Genomic DNA, 23,714 nt, shown 5'->3' with positions numbered 1-23,714 from the left:
CCCAGTTTCAGCATTCATTAGTCCAATATTATCTAGAGGATAAAAATAGAAACCGATTCTTTTTATTGTAAAGAGAATCGGTTTTTTGCATGATTATCATTTCCATTATAAAAATAATAATCCATTATATTAGATAGGAGTCTCGCCACATCGTTATCAAGATCTCGTAAGATATTTGGAGATAAAAAGCTTTGAATCTCTTGAGCAAATAGTTGTAATTCATCAGATACAGAAATAGGCATACAAAAACCCCATCCTTTCCTATGATTCTACAGAAAGAATAGCGTATTTTTTCATTTTAAGGGGGATTTTGTTCTGTTAGGCGATTGAACAAAATGTTTCTTTTTTTAAAAGTGAAATTTATATGCTATATCATGAAGGAATATAATTAAACTGACAACTGCATTTATTTAGGGAGGCCACATAAAATGTTCAATCTTTTTTATAAAAACTTAAGGAATCCAAAATTAAAACCCACACATTTTGATCAAACTTTTTCAAATTGTGTGGGTTTCTTCTATTTATAAAATCAATATTTGTAGCAATACTTTGATCAAACTTTAATTTAAATCAACAACAGGGAAAATCATTTCTCCTGTGTTTTTATTTCTTAACGATATGTAAAAATATTCCTCAACGTACAATTTTCTTTTTTGGGCCGTGTGACCCCTTAAAAGTTATGCCACCGTTCGTTATAAAAAATCAAAAAAGCCGCCTTCCAAATTTGGAAACCGACCTTAAGATATGTTGTACAACTATCGCATGCTTTAGTTGTACAAGGAATTTTAAAATTTTAATCTAATTTACCTTTGCATAGATGCAGGTATCAGTTAGTTTTTTACCGTCAGCTGAAAGATCGTCATTACGTAATATCCCTTCAAGCTCAAAACCTAGTTTTTCAGGGATCGTACGACTTTTAGTGTTATTAGATTCACATCGTATTTCAATCCTTCTAAATTTGAGTAACTGAAATCCAAGGTTTGTTAACTCACTTACTACTTCTGTCATATATCCATTGCCACTAAATTGTGTGTTAATCCAGTATCCAATTTCACATTTAGAAATCTTCCAATTAATTCCGTGAAGGCTAGCAGTTCCAATAAAATCATTAGTACCCTTATGATAGATAAGATAGCGAAAGCTTTCTCTTTTCAAAAAATCTATATGGGCATTTCTCAGGAGAATTTCCGTTTCTTCAACAGTAGGAATTGACTGGAATAAAAGCAACCATTGCTTTAACTCACTAATTGAATCCTTAATAGCTTGGTTTACGACATTCCCGTCACCAGCTTGAAGTGGTGCTCGAAGAATTAGTCTGTCTGTTTCTATTTGTAACGGAACATCTAATAAAATAGGATTCATATAATTTCTCCTCTCGAAAACTTTAAATTATGACATAATGAAACTTATATAATAAAAAACTTTCACCCCAAAGAAATAATTCTTGAGGACGAGAGTTGCAATTTCGTGGTACCATCTCAGTTTGTTGATATGTCACCATATCAACAAACTGAGATGGTACGTTACTATAATAAATAAATTAAAAAATACCCTATCACACTAACAGGAGATCACGTCACAGCATCACTATAAGTTATTATAGAACCGTGCGAAGCTCCTAGTCTTTCTTCATTAAGAACTTGATATACAGCAATACAGTAAAGCTTATCTCCCATAAAGGGACCTCCCAAAAATTAGTAAACAATAAATATATATTCAATTAATCACTTAGAAATCCCTTTTCACATATTGAAAACTAAACTGCCAGTTGGTACAAAAAAATGGTTACCGAAGCAGCCTTAGGTTGTTCAACTAATGCATGCGTTAGTTGAATAAGGAATTATTATTTTTCATCTATTGGCTTCCAATTTTTATCTTTTGCATAATGGGGTAGCGTCACATGCCCATCAAGCTAAAGTTTTATTACACCCCAGAACGAAATTTTTGGGCTTTCTTGTGAAAAAGAGCTTATTTATCGTTTTGGGGGTAACCTGTTTTCTTAGGTTGATGGCAATGTGGCTGTTCCCCATAAAGAAAAGGCACTCTTATGAGCACCTTTTCTAATTGTTTTTAGCAGAAGCAAGTAGCTCCAACGATGATTAATAATATGAAGAGTACAACGAGTAATGCAAATCCTCCAGCAAAGCCACAACCTCCACAACTACCACCAAAGCCCATAATAGTTCCTCCTTTAAGTAAGAGGGGAAAACATAGGAGTTCACATGTAACGGATTCGGTTTATTTTATGCTGTTACGAACTAATTGAGCAGGTCCTTTAATAAATAAAGAAAAGACACCATTAAGGTACCCTATTAACATAGTATTTGAAGGTGAGAGTTTTCTGTTGGAAAATGATTATTACTCTCCTAAAGAAGTGACTGTATAATTTTGAATTTTATTTATTTCAACGTAAAATCTTTTTTGTTTATTATTTTTATCATATCCTCTAACTGTAATAAAACCTCTGAGTTCTAACTGATGGATTTTGATATTAGTTACCACAGAATCTATATTTTCTTTTTTCTTAATATGTTCTATGGCAGCTTTAGCAGCTTGTTCTTTTTTAAATTACTCATATTTTTCCTCATAGAATAAGGGAATGCATTACAAATCAGCACACAAGCAGCCCCTTGCTATAATTATGTTATTTTATGTATTTAGTTGTTGGGAGTTTATTATATTACCTTATTCTTTTCCCCAATGATCGATGATATAATTTTGAGTCTTATTTATTACAACATAATGTCTTTGTTGTTTATTATTTTTATCATATCCTGAGACTGTAATAAATCCTGCGAGGTCTAAATGTTCAATTTTGACATCAGTTACCACAAAATCTATATTCTCTTCTTTTTTTATGTGCTCTTTCGCAACTTCAGCAGCTTTTTCTTTCGTTGTATTTCTGTCTTGGATAGTGGATATAGTATAACCTGTTATTAAAACTATGAGTGCTAAAATGATTAAGATTATAATGTTTTTCTTTTTTGATTTATCCATATTTCACCTCCTGGAATTGCTTTATAATAATAACTATAAATCTTTTTTGGGGGGAAAGAAATTATGAGTACTTCGGTTAGTGATAAAATTTTGCGAAAATTAGCAGATGGTAGTTATATAGATGTCCCTACAGTTAGGGTGGGAATTGGAGAAGAATTTTTTCTTGTTTCGCAATCGGGCTAGATTGTGGAACAACATCGTAGAGAATGTGAAGGTTTATACTTTAGCTAAAGGGAGTTTAGTTGAGTAAAAGGAATAGATAAAGAGATGTCGAATTCATATACTTGTTGAAATTAAGGACTTGGAGGATACATTTTGAAGAAATATGAGTTTAAAAATAACATCCCAACATTGGAAGAATACAAGTATTTGTGCGATTCTGTGGGATGGACTAATTATATGAATTTTGAAGTGGTGGAAACATCACTGAAGAATTCGATTCACTGCATCACTGTCAATGATAATGAACAAATTGTAGGAATGGGGAGAATTGTTGGTGATGGGGCTATCTATTTCTATATTCAAGATATAGTGGTTCATCCAGATTATCAGAAAAATGGTATTGGGAAAGAAATAATGAATATTTTGGTTGAGTACTTAAATCGAAATGCGCCTGATAAGGCGTTTGTCGGTTTGTTTGCATCACAAGGTAAAGAATCGTTCTATGAAAAGTATGATTTTAAAGATTACTCACCAAACATGACGGGTATGTTTACTGTAATTTCAAAAAAATAAACATAATAGATTTTTAATTGTAGGAGAAGGCATCAATTAATAGTAAGAAATTGTCTTTTCATTATTAAGCTAAAGGGATGCTTATCTTCAATAAAATCTTCCACAATCGGGCGCTATTGTTGAATAAAGCTTAAATTTATATATGACTTTATTGTTATGTTTTTTAGTGTAGTGAAGTATCTTACATCAAAAATAAAGCAACTATATTTTTAACCCCGTCCTAAATTTAGAACGGGGTTATGCTTGTTTGAGATTTTTAAATCTTTTGCGATACGTTGGTTTTATCTTAACAAAAGGTGCTTTCATGTACAGAAAATAATTTTTCAGTCTGCAACTATATTTTGACAGTCTAATACTTTTCTCTATAGTCTAAAACATTTTTTAATCAAACACTAATTTCATGTAAGTCGTTTAAAAGATACAAAACAACTGGTTACGGTATAAAAATAGTACTCTTACCAAGAGGGATTTTTTACTTCCACTTAGGAAAGCACTACACTACATTTGTAAAAAGATGTATGAATGGTTTTTTAAACCATACCACTAGTTAAAGAAAATACATATGTGGTGGACCTTTTGAGATAGATAAAATTATGTAAAAATGATAATAAGGAGGGCAAGAAAGTGTTTAATGATTTTAAGTTTGTAGAAAATCGTCCGGTTTATATCCAATTAAAGGATCATTTGAAAAAAATGATTATGAAAGGACAGCTATTGGAGCATCAGAAACTCCCATCTACCCGAGAGCTCAGTAAATTATTATCGGTTAGCAGAACGACTGTTCTCACTACTTATGCAGATTTAGAACAAGAAGGTCTAATCTATGCAATAAAGGGAAAAGGGAATTTTGTAGGGAAAGTCGATGCATCCCAGACACCATCTATCGAAATCAACTGGAAAGAAAAGCTCGGTGAAGTTACGTTGCAAGCGGATGAATTAGATTTAATGAAGCACGGTGTTCGCTGGGAAAAAGGTATGATTTCATTTAATAGTATTGCCCCGGATGAAAAGCTTTTTGATGTCGAAAATTTTAAAAGGGCTTTTTTGACCAGGTTATCCGATGAAGGAGATATCATTTTGAACTACGGATATGCCAAAGGTTATAGACCCTTAATTCATTACCTTCTTCACTATATGGAAATGAAAGGTGTAGACATTTCCAACAAAGATATCCTCATTACGAATGGCTTCACTGAGGGTCTGGATATTTTATTGTCTTCCTTAGCTAAAAAATCCGGGCGTATTATTTGCGAAAACCCTACCCATCATACTGCATTAAAGCTTTTTCGATTACATGGATATGAAATCCACGGGATGGAGATGCAGGATGATGGTATCGATATTTGTCAAGTTGAGAAAAGTTTGTCCGAAACAGATTTTGATTTTGCATATCTAATTCCGTCCTACCATAACCCTACTGGGATTGTCACCTCCTCTGAAAAAAGGTCTAAAATCATGAACCTTTTTTCAAAATATCAAATTCCAATTGTAGAGGATGGATTTAATGAGGAGTTACGTTATTCAGGTTCACATTTAGCTCCGTTATTGACCTTTTCTGGACCCGGGAACAATGTTATCTATATTAGCAGTTTTTCAAAAGTTCTTTTTCCGGGCTTACGTGTTGGATGGATATTAGCGGATAAGAAATTAATCCACTACTTAGAAAGTATGAAAAGGGCACGCAATATTCATACGTCCACATTGGATCAGGCAGTGCTTTATCAATATTTACATGATGGTTATTTCGAAAAATATTTAAAAAAGGCCAAGTCAATTTATAAGAAAAAATATGAACTAGCCCTTCATTCTTGTAATCAATACATTCCATTTAAAAGAATGACTGGAGATGGCGGACTTCATCTTTTTATAGAGTTAGAAAAAGAAATAAATGCTCGTATACTTTTGAAAAAGTGCTATCAAAAGGGAGTTGTTTTTTCTCCTGGAGATGTCTTTTATACAGATGGAGGCGGAAGTAATACGTTTCGATTAGGATTCTCTCGCTTAAAAGAAGAGGATATTTTCAATGGGATTAAGATAATTGGCGATACCTTGAAAAATGAAAATTAGGAGTTGGGAAAATGAGAGTTGGCGTTATTATGGGAGGAGTGTCCTCTGAAAAACAAGTGTCCCTTATGACAGGGGAAGAAATGATTGCACATTTGGATAAGAGTAAGTATGAAATAGTGCCTATTAAACTAAATGATAAAATAGAGCTTGTTGAAAAGGGAAGAGATCTTGATATTGCATTGTTAGCACTTCATGGAGAATATGGGGAGGACGGTACGATTCAAGGTACATTGGAAACCCTTGGCGTTCCCTATACAGGAAGCGGCATGCTATCAAGTAGTATTTGTATGGATAAAAATATATCAAAAAAAATGATTCGTTATGAGGGCATTCAAACACCAGATTGGATTCATCTTTCAAATATGGAAGATCTGCAGCTTGATGAAATAGATAGAATGGGATATCCGTTAGTGGTCAAACCAAATTCAGGTGGTTCCAGTGTAGGAGTAAAGATTGTCTACGATAAGGATTCTTTACTTTCCACTCTTGAGGATGTATTCAAATGGGATTCTGAAATAGTGATTGAAAAATATATAAAGGGCGAAGAAATTACATGTTCTATTTTGGACGGAAAGCTTTTACCAATCATTTCGATTCAACATACGGCTGAATTTTTTGATTATCATGCGAAATACGATGATATCGCTACGATTGAAGAGGTTGTAGAGCTTCCACTTGCAACATATGAACGTGTCGCTGTAGCTGCAATGACCTGCTATAGAGCATTAAAATGCAGTGTTTATGCTAGAGTGGATATGATGATAAAAGATGGAATCCCGTACGTTATGGAAGTGAATACATTGCCAGGGATGACCAAAAATAGCTTACTGCCTAAAAGCGCTCATGCGGCGGGAATATCCTATAACAAGCTATTGGATATAATTATCGAAACCTCCTTACAGGTTAGAAGGAGCGAAGGATTCTAATGATATTTTTTGTAAAAAAGATGATGGTACAGTCAATTCACAAGTTGTACCAAAAATTCGTGTGAGAACATGTGAAATAATGTAAAGTTAATGTGTTTACACCTAGGAGGAATCATTCATGACCAATTGGTCTCAATTAGATAAAGAATATGTAATGTCTACGTATCCCCGTACGCCGGTTGCTATAGAAAAGGGAGAAGGTTGTAAGCTTTATGATGTGAATGGTAAAGAATATCTTGATTTATTTTCTGGTGTGGGAGTGAATATATTAGGATACAATCATCCTAATATTATAAATGCCACCTTTGAACAAGTTACAAAATGCTTACATCTTCCCTTTCATTTCTTAAACCCAGTGGCTATTGAATATGCAAAAAAATTAGTCGATTATTCTTTAAAGGATGGGAAAGTTTTTTATACAAACTCGGGTTCGGAGGCCACTGAGGCAACCTTAAAACTAATCCACAAGTACAGACATATAACGAATCAAAAACGTGATGGAGTGATTGTACTCAAAGAAAGTTTTCATGGACGTACATTAGGCGCTCTGCACTTTACAAGACAAGAAAGTATATATCAGAATTTTCCTCGTACGTCTATTCCTGTATATGAAGTGGAACGAGAGAATTTAGAGGAACTTGAAAGAACCATACTCAAAGAAAACCCGATTGCTATTATGGTAGAACCAGTATTAGGAAGTGGTGGGATATACCCTTTGTCGGGGGGATATTTAAAAGGTGTTGAAGAGCTTTGTAGACAATATAATATGTTATTTATTGTTGACGAGGTGCAAAGTGGAATAGGGAGAACTGGGAAATTGTTTGCTTATCAACATTTTGATATTACACCTGATATTATTCAATTTGGTAAAGGAGCGGGAGGCGGTACACCATTAGGAGGGATAATAGTAGGTCCACGACTTTATGATATATTCTCACCAGGTGATCATGGAACAACATTCGCACATTCACCAATTGGTACGGCTTTAGGATTGGCTGTATTAAAAACATTAATTGATGATGGTTTAATGCAAAAGTCTTATGAAACGTCCTTATATTTAAATGAAAAACTTCAAAAAATCCAGAAGGAAAACTCTTCTTTTATTGAAGAAGTGCGTCACTCTGGAATGATGTTTGGAATTAGTATTCAGGATACGAATGAAAATGTAAAAAAACTACAGTTAGAATTACTGAATAAAGGTATGCTTGTGGACGTTACAAATGGAAATACGATTCGTTTACTCCCTCCTTATATTATTACTAAGGCAGAAATCGATGAATTTATTAATCAGTTTATTTCTTGTATCCCAAAATCAGTCGCGTTGACAAGCGGGGTTTGATATACGATTATTCTTTTTGCTATTTACTTTTGTGGAGTTAGAATAAAGTCGTGCCGCTATATCCCTTTAGCTCTACTTGTTTTCCCTGGAAAATAGAATAGGTCGTCTGTCTTACAAGGGGACACTACAGAGCTTCTATATCGTTGTATCCTTTTTGTTTAACGAGAGGAACTATTTTTGTCCTAGCAGAAACAGAAGAATCCCCCAGCTCAAGCTCGTGTAGAGGTAGGTGGGGGGAATTTAACACACCCATTTTTAAATTGTTTAGGTGAAACACCAGTATGTTTTTTAAATACTTTCGTAAAATGACTTTGATCATGAAAGTTTAATAGTGTGGAAATTTCGGATAAAGAATGTCTCGTATAGGTCATTAAACTTTTTGCCTCATCTATCTTAGCACGCTGAATATATTCGCTTACTGAAATTCCTACTTCTTTTTTGAAAAGGAAAGACAAATAACTAGAATTTAGTGCGGCTATTTTCGCTAAATGAGAAAGTCTAATATCTTCGTAAAGATGAGTGAATATATAATTTTGACATGCGTTGATGGGTTTTGAATACTTTTGCAACTTCCCATTTTTTACTCGTTCCGAAAACTCAAGTAAAGCATTCTCCAAAAATGGAATAATAGCTTTACTTTCTTTTATTTCTTCTAGGTTTTGGATGAGTAAGTCACTAAGGGTATATGCGATTTCAGGGAATAGTCCACCATCTACGGCAGCTCTAGTCGCAAGTGTGATGGCTGCGATGGCGGAATTTTTTTGGCTACGCAGGTGACTCGTTTTCGATAACACCCCCAGATTCCCTTCTTCAGATAATCCCCTTAGGCTTTGAATTAAATCCTCTTTTTTCCCTTCCTTAATACATGCAAAGATTTTCTTCTCAGCCAGTGGATCGACATGAGTCAGTAAATTTTGACGGTGTTCCGATATACATATATCGGGCTGTTCCACTTCAAATTTTTCCTTTTCTAACAGCATATTTTTTTGCAGGATATCAACCATATCTAATTTTTGTTGATACAGCATGTAATAAAGGACCATGCTCAAATTTAAAAAATTCAAATTGCTTAAAACAGGGAGAGAATGATAATATCGAACCATTTCATCTTTGTTTATTTTTAGATGAAGGTCATTGATGATTCCTTTAATTGATACTTCTGATAGCCTCGAATAAAGGACAGGACCGACAATGATGTTCCCGCTAAGTTGGTCATTTGAACGCAGGTTAATTGAGAAATAGTTTTCAAGGCAGGAGGTCTCCCTTAGTACTGGAAAACGATAGAAGTTTTCCTCCTTAAATAGTTGACGAAATATCTCCTCTTTTGAAGTATACAATGGGTTATGCTGAAAGTTGCGAGAGAGTTCAAATGCTACATCTCCCTTTTTATCAAGAAAAAAGATAGGTATTTTATACATGTCAAAGACCAGCTTACAAATATAATATAAATCCTCTAGTTTGGAGAAATTCATTAGTTTAACCTCCATTCATTAAAACTCAGTATAACATCAGCTAAAAATTTTACAATTTTTCTAAAAACAATACCATAATATCCGAAAAATAAAAACTATAATAGGTTTAAGAAAGCGCTTACTCAATAATCTTTTGATTAGGAGGACTATTATGAAAAGGGATATAAAGCAAATTATTTCACAAATGACACTAGAAGAAAAGGCAAGTCTATGTTCTGGATTAGATTTTTGGAATACAAAAGGGATTGAGCGATTGGAAATTCCTTCAATTATGGTAACTGATGGACCGCATGGACTTAGGAAACAGGCAGAGGGAGCAGATCATTTAGGGATTTATAATAGTGTCCCAGCTACTTGTTTCCCATCAGCGGTAGGATTAGCGAGTACATGGAATAAAGAATTAATAAAACAAGTAGGAGTTGCATTAGGAGAGGAATGTCAGGCTGAACATGTCGGTGTTCTTCTTGGGCCTGGGGCAAACATTAAGCGTTCGCCGCTGTGCGGAAGAAATTTTGAATATTTTTCAGAGGACCCTTATTTATCATCTCAAATGGCTGCAAATCATATTAACGGCGTACAAAGTCAAGGGGTTGGAACATCATTAAAACATTTCACGGCTAATAATCAGGAACATCGTAGAATGTCGACGGATGCTATTGTTGATGAGAGAACACTGCGTGAAATTTATCTTGCTAGTTTTGAAGGTGCTGTTAAGGAAGCACAGCCATGGACAGTAATGAGTGCTTACAACAAGGTGAATGGTGAATATGCTTCGGAAAATAACTATTTGTTAAATGATATTTTGAAGGATGAATGGGGATTTGAAGGTTTTGTCGTTTCTGATTGGGGTGCAGTAAATGAGCGTGTTGCAGGTTTAGCGAACGGTTTGGAACTAGAAATGCCTGCAAGCTTTGGAATTGGTGAGAAGAAGATTATTGATGCAGTTAATGGTGGTCAGCTATCTGTAGAAAAGCTTGATCAAGCAGTAGAACGTCTTCTTAACATTATTTTTAAAGCAGCTGATAACAAGCGGGAACACGCTGTGTATAGTAAGGATGCGCACCATCAGCTTGCAAGAGAAGTTGCACGCGAAAGTATGGTTTTGTTAAAAAATGAAGATGACATTCTTCCATTGAAAAAGGCAGGAACGGTAGCTGTAATTGGAGGATTTGCAAAGGCACCTCGCTATCAAGGCGGCGGAAGCTCTCATATTAATCCAACAAAACTGGAAAGCATTCTCGAAGAAATTGAAACTGTATCTGGTAAAAATACGAACGTATTATTTGCCGAGGGCTATGATCTTGCCGATGATGCTTTGGATGAAAACATGATTAATGAAGCAAAAGAAGTAGCAACTGGAGCAGATACAGTGGTTCTTTTCGTTGGACTTCCAGATCGCTATGAATCAGAAGGGTATGACCGAAAGCATTTACAGATGCCAGAAAATCACGTGCAATTAATTGAAGCCGTTGCAGAAGTTCAAAGTAATATCGTTGTAGTTTTAAGTAACGGTGCTCCAATTGAAATGCCATGGATAGGTAAAGTGAAAGGAATACTTGAAGGCTATTTGGGTGGACAGGCATTAGGAGGAGCGATTGCTGATTTATTATTTGGTGATGCGAATCCAAGCGGAAAATTAGCGGAAACATTCCCGAAAGTTTTAAGCGATAATCCTTCTTACTTAAACTTCCCTGGTGAAGGTGACATAGTGGAATATAAAGAAGGTGTGTTCGTCGGATACCGTTATTACGATACGAAAAATATTGAGCCATTGTTCCCATTTGGTTTTGGGTTAAGCTATACAAAATTTGAGTATAGTAATCTTTCAATTAATAAGAAAGAAATAAAAGATATGGAGACTGTTTCTGTCAGTGTAAATGTGAAAAATACTGGCAATGCAGCAGGTAAAGAAATTGTTCAGCTTTATATAAAAGATGTGGAAAGCAGTGTGATCCGTCCTGAGAAAGAGCTAAAAGGATTTGAAAAAGTGGAATTACAGCCAGGCGAAGAAAAAACGGTTACCTTTACGTTAGCTAAAAGAGCATTTGCTTATTATAACGTTGAATTGAAGGACTGGTATGTTGAAACAGGTGAGTTTGAAATTTTGGTAGGAAAGTCTTCAAAAGAGATTGTTTTACATGACAGCATTTATGTTCAATCAACAGTGTGCATTCGAAAACCAGTGCACCGTAATACGCTGCTTGGGGATCTATTTACGGACCCAGTTCTAGCACCAATTGCAAAAGAGCTTATGGCAAAGGCGCTAGAAGGTAGTCCGCTTGCTAGCATGTCTGAAGGAGATAGTGACACTTCCGAATTGATGGATGCTATGCTGGGCTATATGCCATTACGGGCACTCGTGAACTTTAGCGCAGGTGCTTTTACAGAGGAAATGTTGAGTGAAATAATTGAGCTATTAAACAATGAGAAAGTGAATCGTTAAGCAGTGAGAATGAGGATTCTCGTACAGCAACATACTGAAGAACTCGGTAATAAAGTTTTCCGAAATTAAAATTATCAAAAAAGGAGACGGTAATGATGAGTAATACAACTTCTTACGTTAATCTAGTTTCTAAACTGAGCGAGGAGATACCAGTTGTCAAAAAAAGAGGATTCGATTTTATTGCTAAACCGATTCCTGATTCTGATGCGATTGGTGAATTAGATCCTCGAGTCCTCCAAGTGACTTTACAAACGGCAGAAAAAATGGCTGCGATGGAAAACCAGCCATTTGACCCTTCAGATACTATGGGCTTTGTTAAAGGAATGCGAGCTATGTTTGGTTGGAACAATGACGATGTTACGAAAAGTAAAGTCGAAACCACTTATAAAACAATTGATGGCACAAATGGGCCGATTCCTCTGCGGATCTATACGCCTTCTAATGAAGGGATTCTGCCTGCTGTTGTCTTCATTCACGGCGGAGGATTCATAGCTGGAAGTGTTGACGTCGTGGAAAATCCGTGTAAAGCATTGGCAGAAAAGGCAGGTGCCGTTGTTATTTCCGTTGATTATCGCTTAGCCCCTGAGCATCCATATCCAGCAGGTCTAACAGATTGTTTCGAATCCGTAACATGGGTGTATGAGCACGCTGAAGAAATTCGTGTGAATCCACAGCAAATTGCCATATCTGGAGACAGTGCGGGGGGGAATTTGTCTACAGTCTGTGCGTTAATGGATCGTGAGAATGGGACGGAAATGATTAAATTTCAGGCGCTTATTTATCCGTCAGTAAATATGGCCGGCGTCCAAACCGAGGATTTCAACTGGAGCATTGATCAGTATGAGATTCGTAACCATGCAGAGATAATCACGCCACTGGTTACAGCATTGGGTGAAAGTAGTAGGGGGATTTTCCAAATCTATTTGCAAAATAATGCGGAAATCACAGATCCCCATGTTTCTCCACTGTTGTCGGATCAATTAAGCGGAATGCCGGAGACGCTAATTGTAACTGCCGAATTTGATTATTTAAAAGTAGAGTGTGAAGCTTACGCGGCAAAACTAGTACGTGGCGGGGTTCCTACGAAGCTGATTCAGTACAATGGTACAGATCATGCTTTTATGGATAAAAGTGGTTTATATCCGCAAGCAGAAGATTTAATGAATGAAATTGCAAAAGAGATCAAGCGAGTGTTTGTTTAATATTATTCCGCGATTCGCGGGCATATGCTCGATTGGTGAGAACTTTCCATCAGTGAGGGATGAAGAAAATTCCTCACTGATGGAATTTTTACTCTATCGAAAAAGCGGATTGTCAAGATGAAGAAACAAGTAGGCTGGGGAGAACGGTTCAGCTATGTCCTTTCAGACACGGTTTCCAATTTAATTTTTCAAATGATTACAAGAGCTTGCGGCAGATGTTTATAAATAAAGAGAATGTAAAAGCATAAGTCTAGTGGTATTTCAAAAAGAGAGTAAAAAATGAGTTACTTAAAGTGTTACTTTTATCAAATTTTAAAGCACAATATTGGTGAAAAATTTCTTATCACCAATATTGTGTTTTTTTAGATTTACAGGTTGAGCAGAAAAAGAATTATTTTCCTTGATTAGTAAAAAGAAAATGTATATGATGAAATCAAACATATGAATATATGAACAAATGTTCATATGTTTTGTGACATGAAACGAGGGGATAAAAAGTGTTAGATGTAATTATAGTAGGAGCTGGTCAAGCAGGTTTGGTTATGGGGTATTACTTGCGGCAAGGAAACTATAATTTTGTATTATTAGATGGAGAAAAAAGAATTGGTGATTCATGGAGAAAGCGATACGATTCTTTACAATTGTTTACACCAAGAGCTTATTGTACACTACCGGGTATGAAGCTAGAGGGAAATGAAAATGAATTTCCTACTAAAGATGAAATCTCCAATTATTTAGAAGCGTATGCACAGCGTTTTTCTTTACCAGTGAGGCTACAAACAAATGTTTTTAAAGTAAGAAAGAGAGAGGATGAATTTGAGGTTTATACGCCTAAAGAAGTACTACGATCCAAACGTGTTATTATCGCATCAGGCGCTTTTGATCAACCTTTCATTCCTTCCATTTCTCAAAATCTTTCAAATGATATCTTTCAAATTCATTCTTCACAATATCAATCACCAAAGCAAATTCCAGAAGGAGCAGTTCTTGTAGTTGGGGGAGGAAACTCAGGTGCACAAATTGCAGTAGAACTTGCGAAATCTCGTGATGTTACGATTGCGGTAAGTCATCCGCTTTCTTTTTTACCACTAAAAATAATGGGAAGGAGTATTTTTTCCTGGCTTAAGAAAATAGGATTATTATATGCAGGAACCCATACAAGGCGGGGAAGGTGGTTTCAGAAGCAGAGAGATCCTATATTTGGTTATGAATGTAGAGAGCTTATTCGTAATGGAACAATAACAGTGAAGCCTAAGGTCGTAAATGCATTGCGGAACAAAGTAGTGTTTTCAGATGATAACACATGCCAGGTTCAGAATGTAGTATGGTCTACAGGATTTATACCAAATTATCATTGGATTGACGTAGAAGGTGCAGTGAATCAAGCAGGATTACCCGTTCATACAAGAGGCGTTAGCGGGATGCAAGGGTTATACTATATTGGATTGCCTTGGCAACATCAAAGAGGGTCCGCACTTCTTTGTGGTGTGGGCCGAGATGCAGAGTTTTTATTTTCAATTATTCGAAAAGAAGATTCAATGTTAATAAAAAATAGATCGGTAGCAATTCCTACCGATCAGCAATATGTACATAATTAGGAGAGGTCAAACTTTTATTAAATTTATTATAATATATTCTGATAATTTAGAAAACTAAAAAATGATTTTTATATGTTGAGAAAGTTTTTTTACACCGTAATATATGGAGTATTAAGAATCTTGCATATAAAAAGTGTAGTGTCGGTTGCATGTATAAAGACAATAATACCAATTTTTGTGTTATTTAGATATATATTCTGTTAAAGTTATAATATGGATATTGATTTGTGTATAAATAATATTAAAGTATGTTTATCAATGGAGAGAGGTATATAGTATGAAATTTGATGATCAACGTTTACTCGGAATTCGATTAGGTTCTTTACTTGTAACGGAAGAGAATCAGTATATGGTAATAAAGAAAAAAGAACATTATTCCCTATTAAACATTGAAACACTAGAGTGTACACCTCTTGAAGTATCATTGGAGTATCTTGAAGACATGCTACACGAGGATCTTCAAGAAAATATAAAGGAAATCATCGCCCCTGAGCATCTCAAGATTGTAGCTAAAAATATTATATAAAGAAAAAAGAGGAATCATAATGTAATGAAAAATCTATTGTTAGGTAGGGATACAGATGAAAATAAGTATTCATGAAAAAGATAATTCTAAAGTTGCCATTATAGAAAGTACTGATATCGTAATAGGTGATGTACAAGGAGCATTAGACTTAATGGCATCTATCAATTATGAGCATGATTGCCAAAAAATATTGATGAAAAAAATGAATATTACAGAGGGATTTTTCAACTTAAGAACTCGTCTAGCGGGTGAAATTTTACAAAAGTATATGAACTACGGCGTAAAATTAGCTATTGTCGGAGATTTCAGTGTATATAATAGTAAAAGTCTTGCGGATTTTATATACGAATGTAATAAAGGGAAGGCAGTATTCTTTTTAGCAGATGAAGAATCGGCTTTAAGTGCTCTACACTCTGTGTAGTATTGGATCTTTCTATGCTTGTCAGAACGAAAAAAGCTAGCTTTTTGCTAGCTTTTTTATTATAGCCCTGTTACTAAAGCTTCCTATAGTTTTAATAAGTTAACAATCTCTCCAATAATCCCCTCGTTTTGATGAACACCTAAATCCGAGTTTGTCATAATGACAGCGCCAGTACCTCTATAAGGATATGCAAGCATTAAACATTGAAACCCAACGCCCCAACCAAGTGAGGAAATTTCTATTTCTTCATCTGATTTATCGAGAAATACACCTAGACCAGTCCACTTTGAACAACCTTGTGGAGAAATCATTTCTTCCATTATTTTTGAGGAAAGACCAAGTTTACTATTTCCTTGTAAAGACTGGATGACTTCTATTACTGAAGTGGATAAATCTGTCGGAGTTGACCAAACTCCTGCAGCAGCTGAATATGGATAGGATGGATACTTTCCATCTACCACATGTCCGTTTTTATCGTGACCACAAGCGAAAGGATTATTTGTCGTATCTTGCGTTGGGTGCAGGAGTGTACTGTTATTCATATGTAAAGGATCAAATATGAATTTTTGTAATAAAAGATTAAAAGGTTCCCCAGTAACGTCTTCTATGAGTTGTTCTATTATACAAAATCCTGCATCTGAATAGTGAAAGGTACTTTCCGGTTCATATTGCACTTCAATTGGGACTGGGCAATAAAATGTTTGACCTTGAAGAATTTGAAGAATGGTAGGTTTTCCTTTTGTAGAATGATATATATCAAAGCTTTCAGGTGGATCAATGATTCCTGATTGATGACTTAATAGATTTCGTAAGGTAACTTTTTTGCTACTAGTAAACTTATTCTCAGGAACTTTCCAAGATACAAGTTTATTATTCACATCTTCATCTAAGTTCAGTATCCCTTGATTTGCTAATTTCAATACGAGCATCGCTGTGAGGAATTTACTTATAGAACAAGCGCTAAAAATAGAATTTACGTTAACCTTCCTAGCTGTACCCAACTCAAGTGAGCCAAAACCTTCAGTATGTTCTAATTTTCCGTTACGAATAATAGCTAAGCTTAGTCCGGATACCGAATAGTGATTCATTTTTTCATATATATGTAGTGTTTTGAGTACCATATGATTATTCTTCCTCCCTACTATTATAATCACTATATTATAAACTGGATGTAAAATAAAGGGAAATATAGAGGTGTAGGGGGTAGCGTCTTTAACTAGATTAGGAGTAGAATTTCATTGGTGACTTTGATGTTTAAAAATTTTAAAAAATAAAATGATTCTATTTTTATATTGTGATAGCATTTGAAATGTAGTAAATATTGATGCAGAAAGGAAATAAAAAATATGAATATTAAGGTCGAAACTCTTCCAAAATATCGCATCGCATATGTACGACAAGTTGGTCCATATGGTCCTGCTAATGTTCAAGCGATGCAAAAATTAAAGCAATGGGCTGCGGAAAAAAATCTTTTCTCTAGCACATCAATAATTCTTGGGATTTCACATGACACCCCTGAAACAACACTGCCTGAAAACTGCCGATACGATGCCGGTATCGTTATTTCAGACGATTATCAAATTGATGATCTCGTCGGTGAAAGCAAACTTTTTGGTGGGAAATATGCGATTTTCAAAGTCAAACACACAGCTGAAGATATTCAAAAAGCGTGGAGAGAAATTTTTTCCGCGTTGTCAAACTATGGTTATCAGATTGACGCTCGGCCAATTTTCGAAAGATACATTGGAGAGATGGTTCGCGATCATTATTGCGAAATCTGCGTGCCTATAAAATCATGACTTTCTGCACATCTAAAGTAAAACTAAAAAAGAAACCAGAAATTAGACATATCTAATTTCTGGTTTCTTTTTATTTCTAAATTTAAAATATTTCTCTCACAACAATAGTGTATGTTGCATAGCATAAATTAAATACTGTATGACATATAGTAATAAAAATGAGGTGGGTGAATGAGTAATTTATTGAATTCGTTAACGACAGAGCTTAGGAGAGGAACATTGACATTAGCCGTTTTAAGTCAATTACGAACACCACAGTATGGATATTCACTTGTTCAGTTATTGGAGGAATCGGGTATTACGATTGATCAAAGTACTTTATATCCATTGCTTCGCCGATTAGAGAAACAGGATTTGGTGACGAGTAGTTGGGATACATCTGAAAGTAGACCTCGTAAATATTATGTTCTAAGTGAATATGGGCTAGATATCTTTTTACAGTTAAGAAGGGAATGGATGGAGAATTCAAAAAAGCTCTATAACTTATTAGAAGGGGAAGAAGATGATGAATCTAATTGAGATTTATATTCAGGAAGTTACAAGAAGGCTACCTGAAAAAAATCGTGAAGATATTACACTTGAGTTACGATCAACCATAGAGGATATGCTTCCTGATGATTACAGTGAAGAAGATGTAGAGGCGGTTCTTGAAAAATTAGGGAGTCCAGTCACATTGGCTAGTGGTTATCGAGATCGGCCAATGCACTTAATTGGTCCACGTTATTTTGATGTATATGTGGCGCTATTAAAAATGATTTTACCGATTGCCGCTGTCGTTTCGTTAATTTCGATGATTGCCGTATATTTTATTGGATATAGTGGAGAACAAGCGGTTATAAATATTGTTTTGAGTCTTATGGGCAAAGGAGTATGGACCATCATTGAAGTAGGGATCCAAGTATTCTTTTGGTTAACACTTGTGTTTGCTATTTTAGAAAGAACAGATAATGGAAGAGATGAGCAGCCATTAACAGCAAGACTTAAAAAATGGACTCCTGATGATTTGAAAAATATCCCTAATGTCCCTAAGAAAAAAACAATTTCAAAGGGCGAGGTATTTGGAAGTTTATTGTGGACTGCAATTTGGTCAACTCTTTATTTTTATGCGAATCATCTTGTAGGTGTATATGAAGGAGGTAGAAACGGACTTGAATTTGTAGCGCCAACTTTCAGTCAAGATGTTTTGCTTCGATATTGGCCAATCGTTGTTATAATGCTCGGTTTAGAAATAGCATTGTCTCTTTATAAATTAGTAAAGGGACAATGGACGCAAAGAATGGCAATATGCAATGCGGTTCTTCAGCTAATTGGAACCGTTGTATTCATTGTAATATTATTAAATCCTAATTTATTAAACAAAGATTTCATTATGTATATGGCGGATGTATTTACTATTACTACTAATCAATTTAAAACATGGATAGTTGGCGGTGGTATTTTCATCTTTACAATATCTGCAGTAATCAGTGCATTTGATGGTTTCCGCAAGGCTAAAATTCGTTAATCCGTATTTCTTTTTCAATTAATCATTGTTTTTCTTGAATAAGCAAAAATAGTTTATTCATTTCACTAAGGCTATTAAAATACCAAAACCCCCTGCTTTTTAATTGAAATTAGGGGGGGGCTTTACTTAATGATTATAAGTTATGTCTGGAATCACGAAGATGATAGTTGTACTTAGGTTGTTCCTTCTTTAAAGCAATTCATTGAATGGTGGAGTGACGGAACAATTAGTATTTAAAGTATTACACCTGAAAAGTTGCCTTTTAATACTACTTTTTCATTTTGATTTTCACATGAAAAGGATGTAATAATAGCTGTTCTATTATTTTCTTGCCTTTCGTACTTTTCAATTTTAGCTTCGCAAATTATCGTATCCCCTGTAAATACAGGTCTTAAAAACTCAAAATTCATAGTACGAGCCAGTACGTTATTATCTCCACCTATTTTCGTTGGTAGAGTTGCCGTTAGTAATCCTTGAATTACAAGTCTTCCCTGTTCATCTGGTGTTATATGGTGAATCCCTTCATCACCTGAAACCTCTGTGAATAATTCAACGTCCCTTACTGAAAAAGTTCGTTCAAACGTAATGATATCTCCTGCTTTTAAAGACATATAAATCTCCCCCTAAAGTTTAAATACTGTTATGGCTTATTATAGTTTGAATATTATAACATTTAAGGGAGGTGTTCAACTATTCTGACCATTAGTTCAATAAGGTACACATATAGATTAAAATAAGTTGAGTGAAAAAATAAATACGTTATATAGTAAAATATAGTTTGATAGGAAATAATTTGAAAATAAAGGCTGGGATCGTACATGTATACAGTTGGACAGTTTTCAACAATATGTGGTGTATCTATAAAAACGTTACATCACTATGATGCAATTCATCTTGTAAAACCTTTGCATACTGATTCTGTAACAGGATATCGGTATTATGATTATGGACAAATCAAAACGTTACAATATATAAAAAAGCTAAAGAGTTTCGGTTTTTCATTACAAGAAATACAGGAAGTCATAGAAAGTCATAATGACACCGGATTAGTGAATCATTTGCAAGAAAAGGCTCTACAGTTAGAGGGGAAAATGATAAAAATACAGCAAACTTTGGAGGGGATTCATCAATCTATTAATGATTTGAAAAGAAATGAGCCGTTTGTAACTGTTTCAAATGTAACAGAATGCTTTGAAGAAATACGGGAAAGACAATGGATTTATGGCGTTCGTGAAAAAGTATGTATGCGAGAAATCGATTTTACTGTGAAAAAATTGTTTGAAAGGTTATACGCATATGGGCTAGAAGTAGATGGGAAAATGATGACAGTTTTTCATCAATTTGATAAAGGGAATGCACCGATAGATTTAGAAGTTTGTGTACCTATAAAAGAGTACGATCGTGCACTTTCAAATGTTCGTTGTTTAGAGGGGGGAAAACATATTTGCGCGATTGTAAAAGGACCGTATTCGGAATTAGAAATTGCATATGAAAAAATAATGGATTTCATTGAGGAAAAGGGATATGTAGTAAGGGATTCACCTTTTGAAGTGTATGAACAGGGAGTGTTTACTGAACAAATCGATTATAAAAACATTCGGCCGGCATCCAAACATAATCCGTTACAATTTATAACGAAAGTGTGTGTTCCGGTCTATTCTTAATTGACCCTCCTGTTACAGGAGGATATACCTTATCCTTAGGAAGAGAAAAGGAGAGGGTTATATGTATCACCCAAGGCTACGGGGAACACATTATGAGATGGGAAAACATTACGGAAGCATTTTATATAAAAATGGTTTTCGATTCCCAAAAGTTTCAGAAGAAAAATTAATATTTGGGAGACAAAGTCATGGTTTATTAAAAGACTTTTACCCAGAACTTATAGAAGAAATGAAAGGGTTTGCTGAAGGTTGTCATGTAACGTATGAAGAGGTCAGTTCTTTTATATTGAGTATAGGCGTATTCGAACCAGAAGCGCAATGCAGTATATTTGCATGTTATAACGGTTCAGAAGTGATTATGGGAAGAAACTATGATTTGATTTTAGATATGAAAAAATATACGGAGAGTTCACTCGTTTGTCCTAACGAGAAATATTCGTACGTTGGACATTCTGATGTGTTTTTAGGGAAAGTAGATGGGATGAATGAACAAGGATTAGCAGTGGCGATTACGCTTGTACAAAGTGAATATAAAGAAGTGGGATTAAATTTTTATGTGGCAGTTCGCAAAATATTAGAAAATGCAAGTACGGTAGAAGAGGCGATACATATTATAAGTGAATTCCCGTCTTCAATTTGTAATAATTACTTATTAGCAGACGGGTCAGGAAATATGGCAGTAGTAGAAAAAGCGCCACATAACATGTTTGTACGGAGACCAAGAGAGGATGAAAATTTTATCATTTGTACAAATCATTTTGTAAGTAAAGAAATGATAGGTTTACAACAAAATGTTAATAATGATTGGAGTAAATCTCAAGATAGATATATCTATATGGAGGAACAGTTAAGAAAAAATGCGCAGTTAAATCGAGAAAGTGTACAGGGTATCTTATCGAATAGTAAAGAACATGTCTGTTTAAATCTAAAAAAATATAATTTTGGGACGTTATATTCAGTTGTATATGAGTTAAATAGCTTAAGAATACATCGTGCAGAAGGGCAGCCAAATCGCTGCAAATATAAAGAAGATAGTAGATTGATAGAAGAAATTCATAAAAAGGGAAGAGGGATATAAAATGAAGCTTTCTGAATTTCAGCAGTATGTAGCAAACTTCAGTGAAGAAAAAGGATTTCAGAATACAACGATTGAAATACGTACAATGTATTTAATGGCGGAATTAGGGGAACTAGCAGAAGCAATCGTAAAGCGAAATGAGGATAAGAATACGAATAGAGAAATAGGCTTAGAGATGTTCGATGTAATTTGGAATGTGTGCGATTTAGCGAATAAATTAGAAATTGATTTAGAGGAAGCATTTCAGGAAAAGATGAAAATCAATCGAGATAGAGAGTGGTAAAGATATAAAATTGGATGATATGACGCTAACATGAAATAATAGTGAAAGGAATGCAATAGGTAGGAATCTACGTGAAGATGAAGTTAACGTATTAGAGGACTTAAAACCTGCACTAGAAATAGCAAAAAGCTGTAACGTTACATTTGCCGCAGCTGGTTGGTCCCATCATATTCCGGAAATTAAAAAGAAAAGGGAAAAGGAATCAGATTATTATTTTGAGACTGTAGAGAAGTTTAAAAAGTTATCTTTAATGAATAAAGAGGAGAAAGAACTTGGGATACACCAAGTTCTTTTTTTATGCTACATCGCAGATATTAAAATAATCGTAGATGTTCTATTGGACAAATAGCGCATTTCAAGAGGGAATAGAGTATGTAATTGTACAATTAGAAAAGCATGAATGATAAGAAGATTATGTTAGTTTTTGTTAATTTTTGTATGTATAATGAATATGGAGGGGGAAATGACATGAAATTTAGACGGTTACTAGATCTATTAACAATTGTTACATTATTAACATTGTCTGCTTGTGCTGAAAAAGAAGCAGTAAAGCCAGCAGAGGAGAAAAAAGAAAATACGGCATTGAATCAAGAAGGAAAAAATTCTGCAGAGAAAAAAGAAGAAGTACAAAAGAAAGAAGAGGGACAAATTGGAATTGCAACAACAGTAGAGGAATTAAAGCAACATATTGATAAACGTGGATACATACTTTACACAGATCATCCGATTCGCCGTGTTACGAGTGAAGATGGTCGAAGAACTGATATATCTAATTATGGGGATTTAATTGTAAATGTTCATACAGGGGAGCCGCTGGAAAATGCACCAACTGATTTGATTAAAGAAGGGTTTACATTTATGACTAGCGGACAGGATCCTTCTTTTCAGTATAAATCATGGGATGAAATATCGAATTTAGAAAGAGCACTTGTAAAGGCTGTATACGTATCTGTTCGGTCACTTCGTGTATTAGAAGCACCCGCAAGACAAGGTGATTTTTCAAATGATGAGATTACAGGGGCACTTGCATATCTTCGAAAAGGTGGAGAATCTGATTATATGGCCCCAGTAGCACAATCTGAAACAGATTCCGGGTTATATGCAAAATATGAAATGATGAAGAAAAGTTGGCGTGAATTGGCAAACATTGAAAAACCAAAGGAAAATAAAGTGGCCTTTTCAGAAGCATATGAAAAAGCACGACAAGAAACAAATAATATGATAGGTGTGCTAAATATTTTATTATCTAAAAATTATAAGGAGCGTCTATCAAAGCTTCCTAGTAAATAAAAATGTGCAGAAAAAACGAGGGGAAGTAATGATTATGAGAAAAGAACAAGCGTTAAAAGTAGGGGTATGCATAGCCTTATTAGGGGGATGACAGTTTGCTAGTTTTATAAAGCGAGTGCATGCGGTAGTAAAAGAAGAACAAAGCGTAATTAAAAATCAGGAGAGGACTATTTCAATTTCTCAGATAAACTCAAAAGTATGGGTTCATACAGAACTTGGTTACTTTAATGGGGAAGCAGTCTCTTCAAATGGCTTAATATTAAATATCTCTAAAGGGTTGGTACTTATTGATTCTTCCTGGGATGATAAATTTACAAAGGAATTAATAGAGATGACTGAAAAGAAATTTCAAGAGTGATATATAAAGAAC

Annotated in this window: 23 protein-coding genes and 1 pseudogene; 17 read left to right on the top strand and 7 right to left on the bottom strand. The window is 34.8% G+C overall.

Features of this window, described 5'->3' with window-relative positions:
* Positions 1–62: 62 nt before the first annotated feature.
* The 4 genes from QRY57_RS16540 to QRY57_RS16525 form a co-directional block, all read right to left on the bottom strand.
* Entirely contained in the window at positions 63–242 is a 180-nt protein-coding gene (locus QRY57_RS16540) for a hypothetical protein (protein WP_286017944.1), read from the bottom strand.
* A gap of 556 nt (positions 243–798) precedes the next feature.
* The gene (locus QRY57_RS16535; protein ID WP_286015610.1) at positions 799–1,362 is read right to left on the bottom strand and encodes a GNAT family N-acetyltransferase; all 564 of its coding nucleotides are present in this window, start codon (positions 1,360–1,362) and stop codon (positions 799–801) included.
* 708 nt (positions 1,363–2,070) lie between these two features.
* Positions 2,071–2,178 carry a YjcZ family sporulation protein gene (locus QRY57_RS16530; protein WP_286015609.1) on the bottom strand — a complete coding sequence of 36 codons (108 nt, stop codon included), beginning with the start codon at positions 2,176–2,178 and terminating at the stop codon, positions 2,071–2,073.
* Between the two features lie 507 nt (positions 2,179–2,685).
* Positions 2,686–2,997 carry a hypothetical protein gene (locus tag QRY57_RS16525; RefSeq protein ID WP_286015608.1) on the bottom strand — a complete coding sequence of 104 codons (312 nt, stop codon included), beginning with the start codon at positions 2,995–2,997 and terminating at the stop codon, positions 2,686–2,688.
* Positions 2,998–3,312: 315 nt separating this feature from the next.
* Here QRY57_RS16525 and QRY57_RS16520 point away from each other — a divergent pair, with 315 nt between their 5' ends.
* The 4 genes from QRY57_RS16520 (at position 3,313) to QRY57_RS16505 (ending at position 8,064) form a co-directional block, all read left to right on the top strand.
* On the top strand, positions 3,313–3,732 hold the full coding sequence (locus QRY57_RS16520) for a GNAT family N-acetyltransferase (protein WP_286015607.1): 420 nt from the start codon (positions 3,313–3,315) through the stop codon (positions 3,730–3,732).
* 624 nt (positions 3,733–4,356) lie between these two features.
* A complete protein-coding gene (gene pdxR / locus QRY57_RS16515) occupies positions 4,357–5,799 on the top strand; it encodes a MocR-like pyridoxine biosynthesis transcription factor PdxR (protein WP_286015606.1) in 1,443 nt (480 codons plus the stop codon).
* Between the two features lie 11 nt (positions 5,800–5,810).
* The gene (locus tag QRY57_RS16510) at positions 5,811–6,725 is read left to right on the top strand and encodes a D-alanine--D-alanine ligase (protein WP_286015605.1); all 915 of its coding nucleotides are present in this window, start codon (positions 5,811–5,813) and stop codon (positions 6,723–6,725) included.
* Between the two features lie 118 nt (positions 6,726–6,843).
* Positions 6,844–8,064 carry an aspartate aminotransferase family protein gene (locus tag QRY57_RS16505; protein ID WP_286015604.1) on the top strand — a complete coding sequence of 407 codons (1,221 nt, stop codon included), beginning with the start codon at positions 6,844–6,846 and terminating at the stop codon, positions 8,062–8,064.
* Positions 8,065–8,273: 209 nt separating this feature from the next.
* Here QRY57_RS16505 and QRY57_RS16500 read toward each other — a convergent pair whose 3' ends face one another.
* On the bottom strand, positions 8,274–9,536 hold the full coding sequence (locus QRY57_RS16500; protein WP_286015603.1) for a helix-turn-helix domain-containing protein: 1,263 nt from the start codon (positions 9,534–9,536) through the stop codon (positions 8,274–8,276).
* Between the two features lie 151 nt (positions 9,537–9,687).
* Here QRY57_RS16500 and QRY57_RS16495 point away from each other — a divergent pair, with 151 nt between their 5' ends.
* The 5 genes from QRY57_RS16495 to QRY57_RS16475 all read left to right on the top strand — a co-directional run bounded on the left by QRY57_RS16495 (position 9,688) and on the right by QRY57_RS16475 (position 15,726).
* Positions 9,688–11,979 carry a glycoside hydrolase family 3 C-terminal domain-containing protein gene (locus QRY57_RS16495; protein WP_286015602.1) on the top strand — a complete coding sequence of 764 codons (2,292 nt, stop codon included), beginning with the start codon at positions 9,688–9,690 and terminating at the stop codon, positions 11,977–11,979.
* Positions 11,980–12,074: 95 nt separating this feature from the next.
* Positions 12,075–13,181, top strand: a complete 1,107-nt coding sequence (locus QRY57_RS16490) for an alpha/beta hydrolase (RefSeq protein ID WP_208019402.1) — start codon at positions 12,075–12,077, stop codon at positions 13,179–13,181.
* Positions 13,182–13,678: 497 nt separating this feature from the next.
* On the top strand, positions 13,679–14,779 hold the full coding sequence (locus tag QRY57_RS16485) for a flavin-containing monooxygenase (protein WP_286015601.1): 1,101 nt from the start codon (positions 13,679–13,681) through the stop codon (positions 14,777–14,779).
* A gap of 277 nt (positions 14,780–15,056) precedes the next feature.
* Positions 15,057–15,305, top strand: a complete 249-nt coding sequence (locus tag QRY57_RS16480; protein ID WP_286015600.1) for a hypothetical protein — start codon at positions 15,057–15,059, stop codon at positions 15,303–15,305.
* Positions 15,306–15,360: 55 nt separating this feature from the next.
* Positions 15,361–15,726: a DUF4180 domain-containing protein gene (locus QRY57_RS16475; RefSeq protein ID WP_208019391.1), complete on the top strand. Its 366-nt coding sequence runs from the start codon at positions 15,361–15,363 to the stop codon at positions 15,724–15,726.
* An 83-nt stretch (positions 15,727–15,809) separates the two neighbouring features.
* Here the strand turns inward: QRY57_RS16475 and QRY57_RS16470 are convergent, their stop codons facing one another.
* On the bottom strand, positions 15,810–16,847 hold the full coding sequence (locus QRY57_RS16470) for a serine hydrolase domain-containing protein (RefSeq protein ID WP_286015599.1): 1,038 nt from the start codon (positions 16,845–16,847) through the stop codon (positions 15,810–15,812).
* Between the two features lie 225 nt (positions 16,848–17,072).
* On the opposite strand from QRY57_RS16470, the gene QRY57_RS16465 reads away from it, so the two are divergent.
* From QRY57_RS16465 to QRY57_RS16455, 3 genes are all read left to right on the top strand, one after another.
* The gene (locus tag QRY57_RS16465) at positions 17,073–17,525 is read left to right on the top strand and encodes an AraC family transcriptional regulator (RefSeq protein WP_286015598.1); all 453 of its coding nucleotides are present in this window, start codon (positions 17,073–17,075) and stop codon (positions 17,523–17,525) included.
* A 171-nt stretch (positions 17,526–17,696) separates the two neighbouring features.
* Positions 17,697–18,044 (top strand): PadR family transcriptional regulator, encoded by a 348-nt coding sequence (locus QRY57_RS16460; protein ID WP_208019388.1) that lies wholly within the window; start codon positions 17,697–17,699, stop codon positions 18,042–18,044.
* Positions 18,031–19,029, top strand: coding sequence for an HAAS signaling domain-containing protein (locus tag QRY57_RS16455; protein WP_286017886.1), 999 nt, complete (start codon positions 18,031–18,033; stop codon positions 19,027–19,029). Before QRY57_RS16460 ends, QRY57_RS16455 begins: the two co-directional genes overlap by 14 nt.
* Positions 19,030–19,262: 233 nt before the next feature.
* On the opposite strand, the gene QRY57_RS16450 is transcribed toward QRY57_RS16455, so the two are convergent.
* Complete coding sequence (locus QRY57_RS16450) at positions 19,263–19,640, bottom strand: hotdog domain-containing protein (protein ID WP_208019387.1); 378 nt, start codon at positions 19,638–19,640, stop codon at positions 19,263–19,265.
* A gap of 207 nt (positions 19,641–19,847) precedes the next feature.
* On the opposite strand from QRY57_RS16450, the gene QRY57_RS16445 reads away from it, so the two are divergent.
* From QRY57_RS16445 to QRY57_RS16425, 5 genes and pseudogenes are all read left to right on the top strand, one after another.
* The gene (locus QRY57_RS16445; protein ID WP_286015597.1) at positions 19,848–20,693 is read left to right on the top strand and encodes a MerR family transcriptional regulator; all 846 of its coding nucleotides are present in this window, start codon (positions 19,848–19,850) and stop codon (positions 20,691–20,693) included.
* Between the two features lie 61 nt (positions 20,694–20,754).
* A complete protein-coding gene (locus QRY57_RS16440; protein WP_286015596.1) occupies positions 20,755–21,771 on the top strand; it encodes a C45 family autoproteolytic acyltransferase/hydrolase in 1,017 nt (338 codons plus the stop codon).
* Between the two features lies 1 nt (position 21,772).
* The gene (locus QRY57_RS16435) at positions 21,773–22,054 is read left to right on the top strand and encodes a MazG nucleotide pyrophosphohydrolase domain-containing protein (RefSeq protein ID WP_286015595.1); all 282 of its coding nucleotides are present in this window, start codon (positions 21,773–21,775) and stop codon (positions 22,052–22,054) included.
* Between the two features lie 468 nt (positions 22,055–22,522).
* A complete protein-coding gene (locus QRY57_RS16430; RefSeq protein WP_286015594.1) occupies positions 22,523–23,344 on the top strand; it encodes a hypothetical protein in 822 nt (273 codons plus the stop codon).
* A 34-nt stretch (positions 23,345–23,378) separates the two neighbouring features.
* Positions 23,379–23,699 (top strand): annotated as a pseudogene (locus QRY57_RS16425) (subclass B1 metallo-beta-lactamase); the annotation flags it as partial.
* Between the last annotated feature and the right edge of the window lie 15 nt (positions 23,700–23,714).

The sequence above is a fragment of the Bacillus arachidis genome (assembly GCF_030285945.1).
GTDB classification, from domain to species: domain Bacteria; phylum Bacillota; class Bacilli; order Bacillales; family Bacillaceae_G; genus Bacillus_A; species Bacillus_A arachidis.
Note: the sequence above shows the minus strand (reverse complement) of the source record. Positions and strands in the feature narration are given on the sequence as shown.

Coding starts and splice junctions, on each gene's coding strand:
- QRY57_RS16500 (WP_286015603.1), bottom strand. CDS start 9,536: ATGAATTTCTCCAAACTAGAGGATTTATATTATATTTGTAAGCTGGTC.
- QRY57_RS16470 (WP_286015599.1), bottom strand. CDS start 16,847: ATGGTACTCAAAACACTACATATATATGAAAAAATGAATCACTATTCG.
- QRY57_RS16510 (WP_286015605.1), top strand. CDS start 5,811: ATGAGAGTTGGCGTTATTATGGGAGGAGTGTCCTCTGAAAAACAAGTG.
- QRY57_RS16460 (WP_208019388.1), top strand. CDS start 17,697: ATGAGTAATTTATTGAATTCGTTAACGACAGAGCTTAGGAGAGGAACA.
- QRY57_RS16525 (WP_286015608.1), bottom strand. CDS start 2,997: ATGGATAAATCAAAAAAGAAAAACATTATAATCTTAATCATTTTAGCA.
- QRY57_RS16505 (WP_286015604.1), top strand. CDS start 6,844: ATGACCAATTGGTCTCAATTAGATAAAGAATATGTAATGTCTACGTAT.
- QRY57_RS16445 (WP_286015597.1), top strand. CDS start 19,848: ATGTATACAGTTGGACAGTTTTCAACAATATGTGGTGTATCTATAAAA.
- QRY57_RS16535 (WP_286015610.1), bottom strand. CDS start 1,362: ATGAATCCTATTTTATTAGATGTTCCGTTACAAATAGAAACAGACAGA.
- QRY57_RS16440 (WP_286015596.1), top strand. CDS start 20,755: ATGTATCACCCAAGGCTACGGGGAACACATTATGAGATGGGAAAACAT.
- QRY57_RS16450 (WP_208019387.1), bottom strand. CDS start 19,640: ATGTCTTTAAAAGCAGGAGATATCATTACGTTTGAACGAACTTTTTCA.
- QRY57_RS16475 (WP_208019391.1), top strand. CDS start 15,361: ATGAAAATAAGTATTCATGAAAAAGATAATTCTAAAGTTGCCATTATA.
- QRY57_RS16435 (WP_286015595.1), top strand. CDS start 21,773: ATGAAGCTTTCTGAATTTCAGCAGTATGTAGCAAACTTCAGTGAAGAA.
- QRY57_RS16430 (WP_286015594.1), top strand. CDS start 22,523: ATGAAATTTAGACGGTTACTAGATCTATTAACAATTGTTACATTATTA.
- QRY57_RS16480 (WP_286015600.1), top strand. CDS start 15,057: ATGAAATTTGATGATCAACGTTTACTCGGAATTCGATTAGGTTCTTTA.
- QRY57_RS16465 (WP_286015598.1), top strand. CDS start 17,073: ATGAATATTAAGGTCGAAACTCTTCCAAAATATCGCATCGCATATGTA.
- QRY57_RS16455 (WP_286017886.1), top strand. CDS start 18,031: ATGAATCTAATTGAGATTTATATTCAGGAAGTTACAAGAAGGCTACCT.
- QRY57_RS16530 (WP_286015609.1), bottom strand. CDS start 2,178: ATGGGCTTTGGTGGTAGTTGTGGAGGTTGTGGCTTTGCTGGAGGATTT.
- QRY57_RS16495 (WP_286015602.1), top strand. CDS start 9,688: ATGAAAAGGGATATAAAGCAAATTATTTCACAAATGACACTAGAAGAA.
- QRY57_RS16540 (WP_286017944.1), bottom strand. CDS start 242: ATGCCTATTTCTGTATCTGATGAATTACAACTATTTGCTCAAGAGATT.
- QRY57_RS16490 (WP_208019402.1), top strand. CDS start 12,075: ATGAGTAATACAACTTCTTACGTTAATCTAGTTTCTAAACTGAGCGAG.